This is a genomic window from Citrobacter sp. U14242, assembly GCF_046555775.1.
Taxonomy (GTDB): domain Bacteria; phylum Pseudomonadota; class Gammaproteobacteria; order Enterobacterales; family Enterobacteriaceae; genus Citrobacter.
The window spans coordinates 161,990-175,818 of sequence record NZ_JBKGLW010000011.1 but is presented as its reverse complement, the minus strand read 5'-3'; the positions used below and the strand labels follow the sequence as shown (position 1 = coordinate 175,818).

Sequence of the window (13,829 nt, the reverse complement as noted above, 5' to 3'; positions counted from 1 at the left end):
AGGGCAAGACTCTGTGCTGAACGCGTCAGCCTCTTCTCTATTGTAAGAATCAGTCCGTGACAGAAAGCGCATCATAGTGGAAGCGATCAAATTGCGCAATTTTTATACAATCATCACGACTGATTAAATCGAAAAATCGGTAACAGATAACGCTGAGACTGTAAAACAATCGTCTCCAGAGTTTCAGGTTCCAGTTGACGCCACAGGCGTTGATACCAAATATCATCACCTTCACCGCGTACCATCATGTTGCCGTCATAGGCCTGCAAAAACTTACTGCGCGCTTTTTGCAACGTATCATCGTCATCTAACATGGCATCATTTACGGCGTCATAACAGGTTTTTATCCACGCCCCACCACTTTCCGGTAATACCAGTAGCGGTGATGACATGCCTTCCCGATATCCCTCAATAAGTTGCGACAGATACTGTAACGCCTGTTCAGCCTCCAGTGGAGGGAAACGCCACTCGCCGTCTTTGCGTAAGAACAACCGGCTTTCTCCCGTGCCGCCACTGGCACAATAGACAAGATGTTCCAGCCAAAGTTGCACACCCTGCGAAACGCTTATCAAAGATGGGCGCCAGCGCAACAATCCGTCTTCTTGTACCTGCGGGAGCCAACCCGTAATTTGTACACCATTACAGGTCAGGTCAATTTCCATGCTCTGGCTGGGCTGGCGGCAGGCAATAATGCGCTCAGCCAGCGACTGCATCTCCTGGTGTTGTGTATCCCAGAGAATTTCACCAAATGCACCATAGGGAAGCGACCCCGCAGCACGGAAGCGGCGGAACAAACGTTCAGCATCGTGTTCTTCGACCAGCGTGTTAAGCAACTGCTGATTAAGCTGATAGCGACTGAGTCCTTCAAGGATAAAGGGTTCAGTTTCCGGGATCTCGCTCTCTTCAGAACGGAAATTTACCCTCAGGCGCATCTGGAAAAACGCCCGCACCGGATGAGCCCAAAAGCGTTGCAGCGTTTCCAGCGTCAGGGTTTCAGGCATTTCAAAGGGGAGCGGCTGGACAAAATCCGTGTGCGCTTTGCCTGACAGGCTTGCCGCTGGCAACCACTCGCGCGCATAACTTTGCTGCTCACCTGGCAGATAGTTTTGTGCATCAAAGGGCATACGGGTATGTAAACGGGTAATGTGTGCTTTTACTTTCGCTTCACTTTGATCGCTAGTGAGTAATTCATCGCCCGGCAAATAGTGGCTTTGCCCAATGTAATCCATAAGTTCCTGCACCAGCACCGACGGGAAGCGCTCACTGTTATCCTGGATTGAGCGGCCGATATAGCTGATATAAAGCGTTTGCTGCGCCGAAATCAGCGCTTCCAGGAACAGATAGCGGTCATCATCACGGCGGCTTCGGTCGCCACGCCTCGGTTTTTGGCTCATAAGATCAAAGCCCAGCGGCGCAAGCTGGCGCGGGTAAACGCCATCGTTCATACCAAGCAGACACACCACCTTGAAAGGAATGGAGCGCATCGGCATCAGCGTACAGATATTGACAGGCCCAGCCAGGAAACGCTGGCTGATTCGTTCCTGATCGAGTCGCTGTGCCAGCTCATCACGCAACAACGAAAGCGGTATGGCACCGTCATACTCGGCTCCCAAACCTTCGCCAATAATGGCCTGCCACTGCTGTTCAATCAGCGTCATCGCGGCTTCGGTATCAGCATCCGGCAGGAAGAAATCATTCAGCATTTCGCGACAAACAGGCAGCCACGCCTCCAGCGGACGCTCTACGGCCAGCTCCCGGCGCCAGAGATTAAGCTGCATGAGCAGCGAGGCCAAATGCCCAACTAACTCGGCAATCAAGCCACTGGACTCATCATAGGGCAATACCGACTGCCACTCACCCTGTGCGCTTTCCATCGCATAGCCCAGCAGCATACGTGTTAAACCAAATTGCCAGGTATGCTGGCCAGTTGGGGGAAGCGCGAGTTCGCGCACGTTGTCGTCATCAATGCCCCAGCGAATTCCAGACTCATTGACCCACAAACGAAGATAGCGCAACCCTTCTTCATTGATGTTGAAACGCGCAGCCAGCACTGGCACATCCAGTAATGCCAGCACATCCTCCGAGACAAAGCGGCTGTCCGGTAGCGAAAGCAGGCTAATAAACGCCTGTAAGACGGGATGAGACTGACGCGCACGACGGTCGGAAATCGCATACGGCAGGTAACGTTCGGCTGGCGCGCTGCCAAACACCGCCTGAATAAATGGACTGTAGCTATCGATATCCGCCACCATCACGATGATGTCACGCGGAGTGAGCGCTGGGTCCGCCTCCAGCATCGCCAGCAGCCGGTCGTGGAGAATTTCCACTTCGCGTTGCGGGCTATGACAGACGTGAAAAGTCACGCTGGTATCATTCGGCTCAAGCCGTCGTTTATTGTCGCTGCGAGAATATTCTTCCAGATTAACACCCGCCACCGCCCTGCTTTGCAGTTCGAGGATATCCGACTGGATATTGTGCAGCAGGTTGTCGGGGGTAATATCGACAAACGCGTCCAGCTCCTGGCTGGTTTCCAGCTCTGAGAGCAGGTAAATATAATCGCGACCCAGTTTGCCCCATGAGGCCAGCATAGGGTTGCCCACATCCTGCTCGCCGTCGCTGTTAAACAGTCCTTCAGCATTCTGACTATCGCGAAACAGCGGTAAATGTCGTTCTTCAAAGCTATGCCGACGCTGACGCGCCAACAGCTTTGCCAGATAAGCGGGATCTTTAATATCCCCCCAGTAATAACGACAGGGATTGGTAAAAAGCAGATGAATATCAATGTGCTTACCCAGCGCTTGTAATGCCTGCAGATACACGGGCGGTAGCGCGGAGATACCACAAATAAAGACGCGCGAAGGCAGCCCCTGCGGGCAGTCAGACATACTTTCCAGGGTCTTAATGAACCGCTGATATAAATTGGCACGATGCCAGCGTGGCTGTCCCAGTTCTGCCGTGTATTCCACCAGTGCTTTCCACAATGGCGCTTGCCAGGCCTGAGCGTCCCCTAACCCTTCCACCTGCTGCCCAGCCTCCCACTGCGTCAGCCATTCCGGACGGTAGACTAAATACTGGTCGAACAAATCCGCGGCGCGTGATGAAAGCTGAAACAGCTTACGTTTGTCTGTGTCGTCGGTGAGATAGTGGCGTAGCAGTGCGAAATCATCGTTATCCAGCAATTGGGGTAGCAGTGTCATCAGCTTCCAGCTCATGCTCTGTTTGCTGAATGCGCTCTCTTTTGGGATGTCCGGCAATACGCGGACAAACATATCCCAGATAAAACTCGCTGGCAGCGGGAAATCAATGTTAGCGGCAATACCAAACTTCTGTGCCAGAGTCATTTGCAACCACTGCGCCATACCGGTGCTTTGAACCAGGATCATCTCGGGCTCAAAGGGGTCGTCCAGCCGCTCGCGCTCAACGATATATTCCATCAACGCTTCCAGCACATCCAGACGATTGGAGTGGTAGACCCTTAACATAGCAACTCCTGACTACTGACGATTTGGGCAGTGCAGTCGTGTCATCTGACCCTGCCTGCCCAGAGGGGAAGTAATTTTAACATCGATGCTGACACATCCCGCTACCGTTGTCTGCATTCGGTTAATTTGCCAGTTTAAAGGTGGTGAAAACACATGCAACTGTGTTTGTTGCCATGCGTGATGCCACAATTGTTGGTACTGGCTTCGGACTAAAAAACTGTTCATTAGCGCCCGCTGATACCCAGATAGTGCTGTCACGATCATAATCATCAGCACCATTGCCAACATCACTTCCGGCAGGCTAAAACCACGCTGTCTGTTCAGGGGATCAGACATAACGCCTGCACCTTTAACGGACAGAAATCGCTCCAGCCATGCGCTGAGAATTCGAGAGTACCCTCGATAATCATCCCCTGACGCCATAGCGATATACCTTCATATTGCGCAATAAGCAGGACAAGATCGTCGTCGATCACACGCAGGCAGACTGTCGCGCCCTGCGTGGAATAGCGTCGACACTGTGTTGCCATCTGCAAGTTCCAGGACTGCATACGTGCCCATTCCATGGCGGATTGCACCATTGCCTGATGTTGTAGCGACTGGCTTTCCGTTGCCACCCGCGACGCAAAACTCGCCTCCTGTCGTCTCACGCCTTGCAGCAACAGACTGCCGAGTACCAGGAGTAAAAGTACCATTGCAAGCGATGAAACACCTCGCTCGCGGTTCACAGGTTGAATCCTGTGACGTCATAGACTACATCAATGACCTTTTGAGGCCTGGCGTTGCTTCTCCCGCGCAGGTGCAACGAAAGCACTGGCGCAAATCCGCTGATATTCAGGCGCTCCACCTGAAATACCTCAATCTGAATCGAATCCGGGTCGGTCATTTTATCCCAACCTTTTCCCACGCAGGTTGTTGCGCCACGCAAGGTTTCCAGCACCTTATCTTGAACACGAAATCCAACGACATCGGCCTCCTTTGCCGGAATATCTTCCCAGACACCGTTGCTGTTGGCATCCCAGCGTGCAATCACACAGTCTCCCGCGGCTGATATCATCAGCCCTTCTCCGATACAGTTTCCCCGACAATAACCAGCCCGCTGGAGATGCTTCGCCACGGTATAGATCCGCTGCCAGAGCTCATCTTCAAGCACTAGCTGACGAGTGTTATGCAAAATCTCTCGCTGCAGCGCAGGTAAAAATCGCGCAGCGCTGAGGAGTAAAATGCTGCTTATCACCATAGCGATAAGCACCTCAAGCAGTGAAAAGCCACGTTCACTTACCGACATTGATCTGCCTCACCGCGTTCGCAAAGCCTGATTCGTCCCCAACCAGACACCACCACACGCCATTCACCTGCAGCATTCTTCAGGTAGATATGCCCGGCCCACGCTGTATTACGTAGGCCAAAAAAAGCCAGTGACGGTGTTATCTCTGCCATCTCGACATCAACCCAGAGTGGCGTAAATATCAACGGTGAATCAGGCTGACACGAAGTTTGTGACGTCGCTGAGCTTGCCAGGCACCATGCTCCCCCTTCACGGAGCACGTTGATGACATGGTCGCGATTATGCCAGTTGGCATCTTCACGCAGTTGCAGCAAATAGTCCCGCACCTGACTGGCTGTTTGCCATAACCGTTGCTGTTGTTGCCAGTGCTGCCAACCGTACAACCCCGATGCGCCAAGCGCCGCGACAATCAGCATCGCAATCAGAGTTTCGAGAAGCGTGTAGCCTTGTTGTTTTTTCATGTCGCCAGTATGGCGTGAGAGAAATTAATAACGAGGGGGAAATTCAGCTTCTTCGGCAAGCTACGGAGAATATTTATCGCATTGCATCACGTTGCAAAATTTCAGGAATCAGCGCCACAGAATGGAATGTAAGGCAAAAAAAAACCGACGCGTAAGGCGCCGGTTGTGACAGGATTAGCCCCGATCAGATAGCGACCGGTGCTTTAATGCCAGGATGCGGATCGTAACCCTCAATTTCGAAGTCGTCGAAACGATAGTCGAAAATGGAATCTGGCTTACGTTTGATAACCAGCTTCGGCAGTGCGCGTGGCTCACGGCTAAGCTGCAGATGTGTTTGATCCATATGGTTGCTGTACAGGTGCGTGTCGCCGCCTGTCCAGACAAAATCACCGACTTCAAGATCGCACTGCTGCGCCATCATGTGAACCAGTAAGGCGTAGCTGGCGATGTTGAACGGCAGACCGAGGAAGACATCGCATGAACGCTGATACAGTTGGCAAGAGAGTTTGCCATCCGCCACGTAGAACTGGAAAAACGCGTGGCACGGTGCCAGCGCCATCTTATCCAGTTCACCTACGTTCCAGGCGGAAACGATAATACGACGGGAATCCGGGTCGTTTTTCAACTGGTTCAACACTGTCGTGATCTGGTCAATATGACGGCCATCCGGTGTTGGCCATGCACGCCACTGTTTGCCGTACACCGGACCTAAATTACCGTTCTCATCTGCCCATTCATCCCAGATTGAGACGTTGTTTTCATGCAGGTAGGCAACGTTGGTGTCGCCCTGCAAAAACCACAACAGCTCATGAATGATCGAGCGTAAATGGCAGCGTTTAGTCGTAACCAGCGGAAACCCTTCCTGCAGATTAAAACGCATCTGATGACCAAAAATGGAAAGCGTTCCGGTTCCGGTGCGGTCGTTTTTCTGTGTGCCTTCATCCAGCACTTTTTGCATCAGTTCTAAATACTGTTTCATGGTTCCTCAGGAAACGTGTTGCTGCGGGCTGCGACGATACGCCCAGACCATCATAATAATACCTGCGACAATCATCGGGATAGACAGGATCTGCCCCATGCTGATGTACTGGACCCATGTGCCGGTAAACTGTGCATCCGGCTGGCGGAAGAATTCGACGATAATACGAAATGCGCCATAGCCAATCAGGAACAGACCGGAAACCGAGCCCATCGGACGGGGTTTGCGAATAAACAGGTTAAGAATGATAAACAGCACAACCCCTTCCAGCGCCATCTCATAAAGCTGTGAGGCATGGCGCGGCAAAGAGCCGTATGTGTCAAAAATAGACTGCCACTGCGGGTTGGTTTGCAGCAATAAAATATCTTCAGTGCGGGAGCCGGGGAACAACATGGCATACTTGAAGTTCGGGTCAACGCGTCCCCACAGTTCACCGTTAATAAAGTTACCCAGACGGCCTGCGCCCAGACCAAACGGAATCAGTGGAGCAATAAAATCAGAGACCTGGAAGAATGTACGCTTGGTGCGTTTGGCGAAGATAATCATCACCAGGATCACCCCGATAAGCCCGCCATGGAAGGACATGCCCCCGTCCCAGACGCGGAACAGATACAGCGGGTTATCAAGGAACAGCGGGAAGTTATAGAACAGCACGTAGCCAATACGCCCGCCGAGGAAAACCCCGAGGAAGCCTGCATAAAGTAAGTTTTCTACTTCGTTTTTGGTCCAGCCACTGCCCGGGCGATTAGCCCGGCGCGTCGCCAGCCACATCGCGAAAATAAACCCCACCAGGTACATCATGCCGTACCAGTGAAGCGCGACGGGTCCAATTGAGAAAATGACCGGATCGAAATCCGGAAAATGCAGATAGCTACTGGTCATCTGTCACCACAAGTTCTTGTTATTTCGCTGAAGTCAGACAGCAATTGATAAGCGCGCCTGCATAATGCAGGCGCTCCAAAGGTGCGAATGATAGCACAAGGGGATCGCAGCGGATGCCGGGAAGATGTAAAAGATCTGTATAGGTAATCTTTACCCTCCGTATTGCCTGATGGCGCTACGCTTATCAGGCCTACAATCCTCCGCGAATCAATCCCCCCATGCCACGGCGCTCCATAAAGGCCGCCACCTGATGACGTACTTCCGTCGCCAGTTGCGCTTCCAGGCTGCGCTGCGCCAGCGTTTGCGCTTCGTCAAAGTCGATATGGCGCAGCAGGTATTTCACGCGTGCTACAGAACGCCCGTTCATCGATAAATGACGGAAACCAAGTCCAATGAGAATGGTGACACACATCGGGTCCCCCGCCATTTCACCACACAATCGCAAGTCGATGCCGCTTTTCTCCGCCTCCTGGGCAATCATTGCCAGCGCACGTAACATCCCCGGATGCAGGCTGTCATAAATACTGGCAACGCGCGTGTTGTTCCGATCAACAGCCAAAATATACTGGGTCAGGTCGTTGGTCCCAACCGAGATAAAATCGATCCTGTTTGCCAGATGCGGCAGCATAAACACCATCGACGGGACTTCCAGCATGATGCCAATGCGTGGTTTCGGGATCTCGTAGCCGATCATCTCTTCCACTTCGCGTCCGGCACGTTCTATCAGGCGTCGCGCTTCATCCACTTCATCAATACTGGTCACCATCGGCAGTAAAATGCTCAGGTTTCCGGTTGCCGCATTCGCACGCAGCATGGCGCGAACCTGGATCAAAAAGATCTCCGGTTGATCGAGCGTTATGCGGATCCCCCGCCAGCCAAGGCATGGATTCTCTTCACTGATGGGCATGTACGGCAGTTGTTTATCGGCCCCGACATCCAGCGTACGCAAAGTTACGGGCTTATCGTTAAACATCTGTAGCATGCCCTGATACTGCGCAACCTGCTCTTCTTCAGATGGAAAGCCGCTTTGCAGCATAAACGGGATTTCGGTGCGATACAGCCCGATGCCGTCAATTCGGCTACCCAGCTTCTCTTCATGTTCCGGGCTTAGCCCCGCGTTGAGCATCACCTTCACGCGCTCGCCGCTTTTCAACTGTGCCGGTTGATTAACATCATCTTCCGCGAGGCGGCTCAGTTCGATCTCTTCACTGATGAGACGCTGATATTCCTGGATCAATACCGGTTCAGGATCGACCAGCACTTCGCCGCGATAACCATCCACCACCAACGTGCGGCGGTGCAACACAGACGGCTGGATATCGGCCCCCATCACGGTAGGAATGCCCAGCGCACGTACCATAATCGCCGCGTGAGAGTTGGCGGCACCATCCCTGACGACAACCCCTACCAACCTATCCTGGGGAAGTTCCGCCAACGTAGTAGCAGACAGCTCATCCGCCACCAGCACGAAACGTTCCGGCCAGGCGTTCGGTCCCTGGATCGCGTCATCAAGATGGAACAGCAGACGCTGCCCCAACGCACGCAAATCCCCGGCGCGTTCTTTGAGATAGTTATCACTTAGCGCGGCAAACTGTTCGGCAAACTTTTCGATGATCGTTTTAACCGCCCACTCGGCCACCGAGCCGTTATCCACTTCCGCAAACAACTCACGGCGCAGACGGGTATCGGAGAGCAGGTGCGAGTAAAGATCGAAGATCGCCGCCGTTTCTTTCTGTGCTCCCGCAGCGAAGCGCTTGCTGTAGCGGCGAAATTCATTCGCGGCTTCTTCCAGTGCGCCAGTCAGACGTTCACGCTCAAGCACCGGATCCAACGTTGAAGCCTGATACACCTGCTCCATCAGCGGCAGCGTGGCATCCTGCCAGCCTTCAGCGATCGCCACACCGGGTGCTGCAGGCAACGCGCGGATACGCGTTTGCCGGTATTGCCCAAATAGCGCGGTTAACTGCGACTGAGACAGAATAGCGGCCATTTGTGTGGCAAGCGTGACCAGAAAAGATTCTTCGCTTTCGTCGTACTGGCGCAACTCACGTTGCTGTACCACCAGGACGCCTAATAACTGACGCCGCTGGATGATCGGTACGCCTAAGAACGCACGAAAACGTTCTTCTTTCACCGAAGGAATATATTTAAAGCTGGGGTGTTTTTGCGCATCGGCGAGATTGATGGGTTCCGCCAGCCTGCCAACCAGGCCAACGATCCCTTCATCAAACGCCAGTGCAACAGTGCGACCGCGTGGTTTTTTAAGTCCTCGGGTCGCCATCAGGTAATAACAGCGTCGGTCGTGATCGGCCAGGTAGACCGAGCAGACCTCTGTATCCATCGCAAGACAGATGTCAGTAACCAGAATATTCAACGCCTCATTGAGACGTGGGGCACTGGCTACCTTTTCGACTATTTCGCGCAGGCGGGTGAGCATAATTTGCGTAGCTTAACCTCTTTTACGTCTGTACGCAGGTGCGCTTTGCGGCTTAGGAGTGCTCTCCTGAAGCGCCATCACAACACTTGCGAATTCTTTCATCACCCTGCGATAGACATCGCGTTTAAATGACACCACCTGTCGAACCGGATACCAGTAACTCACCCAGCGCCAGCCGTCGAACTCAGGTGTACTGCTGGTTTGCATATTGATTTCAGCATCACTGCTGACCAACTGCAGAAGAAACCATTTTTGTTTCTGGCCGATACAAACCGGCTTTGTGTCCCAACGCACCAAACGTTTCGGTAACTTGTAACGCAACCAGTTACGAGTAGAAGCAAGGATCCGTACATCTTTACGACTCAGACCGACTTCTTCAAAGAGTTCCCGGTACATCGCCTGCTCTGCTGTCTCTCCTGCATTTATCCCGCCTTGCGGGAATTGCCAGGAGTGCTGACCAAATCGCCGGGCCCACATGACCTGCCCCTGGCGGTTACAAATTACTATCCCTACATTCGGGCGGTAGCCATCGTCATCAATCACCGGACTACCTCAACATAAACCTTATATACAAACGATTGTTTCACACTCCAGAGGGGCGGTAAACCACTCTGTTAAGGGCGAGATAATCTAATAACAATTGAATAACTCACAGCAAAGGGCCGAGTTATAAACAGAAGATACGCTACATAGGCGATTTTATTCACCTTTTCTGTGGATATAGTTGTGAAGAAGTACGGAATTACTATGGGAAAACCCGGAACAGTCTGAATAAGACATCCGTCACATAACAAAAATAGTCTTATATATTCATTAAGTTAAAATCAAAAGCTGTAGCTAAACATGCAGAAATGTGATGTACATCACGCATACGATCTTCGGGCTGATGAAAGATCGACCAGCGTTGGTTTTATCCACAGATTATGCCAATAAGTTAGGCACAATTTGTGTGAAAATTCGATTTTCGTCGCACGTCAAGGCTGTAAATTGAAACAGTAGTGGGGGTTTTTCACAGTTATCCCATCTTTCTGTGGATAACATGGTGTAAGATCCTGTTCATTGTCAGTGACCAGAATTGGAAAACCCGGTTTTCTGTTGCGCAACGTTCTACATCAAAATATAAAAACCAATATAAATCATGCAATTGGATAAAGCATGTGGAAAAAGATAAACTCTGTCCACACGGTATAAAATCATTGCTCATTTTTTAACCCAAGGGTAAACCTGATGCCAGAACTCCATCCATTGCTTTCTCCTCCTGAATCCGAAGCCCAGTTGCTGCACCAGGCACGGCAACTTTCGGGCTACACGCTGGGAGAACTGGCGGCGATGGCAGGACTCGTCGCGCCCAAGGATCTGAAGCGGGACAAAGGCTGGATTGGCGTGTTGCTGGAAATTTGGCTTGGGGCCAGTGCGGGGAGTAAACCGGAGCAGGATTTTGCCGCGCTGGGGGTGGAGTTAAAAACAATCCCAGTGGATAGCCTTGGCAGACCGTTGGAAACGACCTTTGTCTGCGTGGCACCATTAACCGGCAATACCGGCGTGACCTGGGAAACCAGCCATGTTCGACACAAGCTTAAACGCGTGTTGTGGGTGCCTGTAGAAGGTGAACGCAGCATCCCTGTGGCTGAACGTCGCGTTGGCTCCCCGCTGTTGTGGAGTCCGAATGAAGAGGAAGATCGACAGTTGCGTCTGGACTGGGAAGAGTTAATGGACATGATTGTGTTAGGGCACGTCGAACGTATCACCGCCCGTCATGGTGAAGTTTTACAACTACGCCCAAAAGCCGCCAACGCCCGGGCGCTTACCGAGGCTATCGGTGCCCATGGTGAACCGATCCTGACTCTGCCACGCGGGTTTTACCTGAAAAAGAACTTCACGCGCGCACTGCTGGAACGGCATTTTCTAATCCAGGCTCAATAACACACCCTGACCTTTCGCCCGTCGCGTTACGCGCCTATAATTACCGCTTCTTTTTTTTGGCAGGACTTTGTTCGATGTTATTTGCATGGATAACCGATCCTAACGCCTGGCTGGCGCTCGGTACGCTGACGCTGCTGGAGATCGTTCTCGGGATCGACAATATTATTTTCCTTTCTCTGGTTGTAGCAAAACTCCCAACAGCACAACGCAATCATGCCCGACGAATCGGGCTGGCGGCGGCGATGGTGATGCGTCTGGCGCTGCTGGCATCCATCGCCTGGGTAACGCGGCTCACTAACCCGTTATTCGAACTGTTTGGCGAGGCAATTTCGGCGCGCGATCTGATCCTTCTGCTCGGCGGGTTGTTCCTGATCTGGAAAGCGAGTAAAGAGATCCACGAATCCATTGAGGGTGAAGAGGAAGGGCTGAAAACCCGGGTCTCCTCTTTTCTCGGCGCGATTGTGCAGATCATGCTGTTGGATATTATCTTCAGTCTGGACTCAGTAATCACCGCAGTAGGTTTGTCCGATCATCTGTTTATTATGATGGCAGCCGTCGTGATTGCCGTGGGTGTAATGATGTTTGCAGCCCGCCCAATCGGTGAATTTGTTGATCGTCACCCTTCGGTAAAAATGCTGGCACTCTCTTTCCTGATACTGGTTGGCTTCACGCTGATTCTGGAAAGCTTCGATGTCCATGTGCCGAAAGGATACATTTACTTCGCTATGTTCTTCTCTATCGCGGTAGAGACCCTGAACCTGTGGCGCAATAAAAAAAATCCGCTCTGACAAACACTATCGCTCCCCGCATGGGGAGCGAATACTCCCCGGCACCTTCCTTCTCTCACAGATTAAGATTTTACTGCTTTCGCCCTGCACAACTTCGCGTTATTACTAAACGAGTGTCAGACGCAGGCCATGTGAGGATAAGCAGATGAAAAAATGGGCAGTTTTAATTTCCGCCGTCGGGCTGGCTTTTGCCGTTTCCGGATGCAGCAGTGATTATGTGATGGCAACAAAAGATGGTCGAATGATCCTGACCGATGGTAAACCAGAAATTGACGATGATACCGGTCTGGTGAGTTATCACGATCAGCAAGGCAATGCGATGCAAATTAACCGCGACGAAGTCTCTCAAATCATTGAGCGTTGATGGTTAAGGTCAGCCACGCTGCTGGCCTTAACAATTTTGCTTCCCTTTTTCCCTTCCCTCAGCCATTTTTATAATCCTTATGTCGTGATTATAAAAAGGAAACGGCTATGCAATATCACCGTATACCCCACAGCTCGCTGGAAGTCAGTACACTGGGGCTGGGCACAATGACGTTTGGTGAACAAAACAGCGAAGCCGACGCACATGCACAGCTCGACTATGCCGTTGCACAAGGCATAAATTTAATCGACGTTGCCGAGATGTATCCGGTACCGCCTCGCCCAGAAACCCAGGGACTCACCGAAACCTACGTGGGCAACTGGCTCGCCAAACACGGCAGCCGCGAAAAACTGATCGTTGCCTCTAAAGTCAGCGGCCCGGCGCGTAACAATGACAGCGGTATTCGACCGAATCAGGCGCTGGATCGTAAAAACATCCGCGAGGCACTGCACGACAGTCTGAAAAGACTGCAGACCGATTATCTCGATCTCTATCAGGTCCACTGGCCGCAGCGTCCGACAAACTGCTTTGGTAAGCTGGGATATAGCTGGACGGACTCTGCCCCGGTCGTTTCCCTGCTGGATACGCTGGATGCGCTGGCAGAGTTTCAGCGTGCAGGTAAGATTCGTTACATCGGTGTTTCCAACGAAACGGCATTTGGCGTAATGCGTTACCTGCACCTGGCAGACAAGCATGACCTGCCGCGTATCGCCACTATCCAGAACCCGTACAGCCTGCTAAACCGCAGCTTTGAAGTTGGACTGGCCGAAGTGAGCCAGTATGAAGGCGTTGAGCTACTGGCCTACTCGTGCCTTGGTTTTGGCACCTTAACCGGTAAATACCTGAACGGTGCGAAACCTGCGGGCGCGCGCAATACGCTGTTTAGCCGTTTTACGCGCTACAGTAGCGAGCAAACGCAAAAAGCGGTAGCGGCCTATGTGGATATCGCCAAACGCCATAACCTCGATCCTGCACAGATGGCGCTGGCCTTTGTTCGTCGTCAGCCGTTTGTCGCCAGCACACTGCTGGGCGCAACGACGATGGAGCAGCTAAAAACCAACGTTGAAAGCCTGTATCTGGAGTTGAGTGAAGAAGTACTGACGGAGATTGAAGCGGTGCATCAGGTGTATACCTATCCTGCACCGTAATTTTTAGTACCTGATGGCGCTGCGCTTATCAGGTCTACAAATTGTTCTTCCTGTAGGCCTGATAAGACGCTTGCGTC

13 protein-coding genes are annotated in these 13,829 nt (G+C 52.1%); 4 read left to right on the top strand and 9 right to left on the bottom strand.

Annotated features, from left to right (window positions below; genetic code table 11):
* Window positions 1-113: 113 nt before the first annotated feature.
* The 9 genes from recC to rppH all read right to left on the bottom strand — a co-directional run bounded on the left by recC (window position 114) and on the right by rppH (window position 10,072).
* Window positions 114-3,482: an exodeoxyribonuclease V subunit gamma gene (gene recC / locus ACLJXE_RS18915; RefSeq protein ID WP_410751688.1), complete on the bottom strand. Its 3,369-nt coding sequence runs from the start codon at window positions 3,480-3,482 to the stop codon at window positions 114-116.
* Between the two features lie 12 nt (window positions 3,483-3,494).
* Entirely contained in the window at window positions 3,495-3,818 is a 324-nt protein-coding gene (locus ACLJXE_RS18910) for a prepilin-type N-terminal cleavage/methylation domain-containing protein (RefSeq protein WP_410751687.1), read from the bottom strand.
* Window positions 3,803-4,210, bottom strand: a complete 408-nt coding sequence (locus ACLJXE_RS18905; protein ID WP_410751686.1) for a DUF2509 family protein — start codon at window positions 4,208-4,210, stop codon at window positions 3,803-3,805. The genes ACLJXE_RS18910 and ACLJXE_RS18905 overlap by 16 nt, the downstream gene beginning before the upstream one ends.
* The gene (locus ACLJXE_RS18900; RefSeq protein ID WP_410751685.1) at window positions 4,207-4,770 is read right to left on the bottom strand and encodes a prepilin peptidase-dependent protein; all 564 of its coding nucleotides are present in this window, start codon (window positions 4,768-4,770) and stop codon (window positions 4,207-4,209) included. The genes ACLJXE_RS18905 and ACLJXE_RS18900 overlap by 4 nt, the downstream gene beginning before the upstream one ends.
* Window positions 4,761-5,231, bottom strand: coding sequence for a prepilin peptidase-dependent protein (locus ACLJXE_RS18895; protein WP_410751684.1), 471 nt, complete (start codon window positions 5,229-5,231; stop codon window positions 4,761-4,763). The genes ACLJXE_RS18900 and ACLJXE_RS18895 overlap by 10 nt, the downstream gene beginning before the upstream one ends.
* A 184-nt stretch (window positions 5,232-5,415) precedes the next feature.
* Window positions 5,416-6,210: a thymidylate synthase gene (gene thyA / locus ACLJXE_RS18890; RefSeq protein WP_005123418.1), complete on the bottom strand. Its 795-nt coding sequence runs from the start codon at window positions 6,208-6,210 to the stop codon at window positions 5,416-5,418.
* 6 nt (window positions 6,211-6,216) lie between these two features.
* Window positions 6,217-7,092 (bottom strand): prolipoprotein diacylglyceryl transferase, encoded by an 876-nt coding sequence (gene lgt, locus ACLJXE_RS18885; RefSeq protein WP_048213109.1) that lies wholly within the window; start codon window positions 7,090-7,092, stop codon window positions 6,217-6,219.
* Window positions 7,093-7,282: 190 nt separating this feature from the next.
* Window positions 7,283-9,529 carry a phosphoenolpyruvate--protein phosphotransferase gene (ptsP, locus tag ACLJXE_RS18880; RefSeq protein ID WP_410751683.1) on the bottom strand — a complete coding sequence of 749 codons (2,247 nt, stop codon included), beginning with the start codon at window positions 9,527-9,529 and terminating at the stop codon, window positions 7,283-7,285.
* Between the two features lie 12 nt (window positions 9,530-9,541).
* On the bottom strand, window positions 9,542-10,072 hold the full coding sequence (gene rppH / locus ACLJXE_RS18875) for an RNA pyrophosphohydrolase (RefSeq protein WP_003825602.1): 531 nt from the start codon (window positions 10,070-10,072) through the stop codon (window positions 9,542-9,544).
* Window positions 10,073-10,756: 684 nt separating this feature from the next.
* Here rppH and mutH point away from each other — a divergent pair.
* The 4 genes from mutH to ACLJXE_RS18855 all read left to right on the top strand — a co-directional run bounded on the left by mutH (window position 10,757) and on the right by ACLJXE_RS18855 (window position 13,752).
* Window positions 10,757-11,452: a DNA mismatch repair endonuclease MutH gene (mutH, locus tag ACLJXE_RS18870; RefSeq protein WP_410751682.1), complete on the top strand. Its 696-nt coding sequence runs from the start codon at window positions 10,757-10,759 to the stop codon at window positions 11,450-11,452.
* A gap of 74 nt (window positions 11,453-11,526) precedes the next feature.
* Window positions 11,527-12,240: a TerC family protein gene (locus tag ACLJXE_RS18865; protein ID WP_040232169.1), complete on the top strand. Its 714-nt coding sequence runs from the start codon at window positions 11,527-11,529 to the stop codon at window positions 12,238-12,240.
* A gap of 145 nt (window positions 12,241-12,385) precedes the next feature.
* Window positions 12,386-12,604 carry a lipoprotein YgdR gene (gene ygdR, locus ACLJXE_RS18860; RefSeq protein ID WP_005123410.1) on the top strand — a complete coding sequence of 73 codons (219 nt, stop codon included), beginning with the start codon at window positions 12,386-12,388 and terminating at the stop codon, window positions 12,602-12,604.
* A 107-nt stretch (window positions 12,605-12,711) separates the two neighbouring features.
* Window positions 12,712-13,752 carry an NADP(H)-dependent aldo-keto reductase gene (locus ACLJXE_RS18855; protein WP_410751681.1) on the top strand — a complete coding sequence of 347 codons (1,041 nt, stop codon included), beginning with the start codon at window positions 12,712-12,714 and terminating at the stop codon, window positions 13,750-13,752.
* Window positions 13,753-13,829 lie beyond the last annotated feature (77 nt).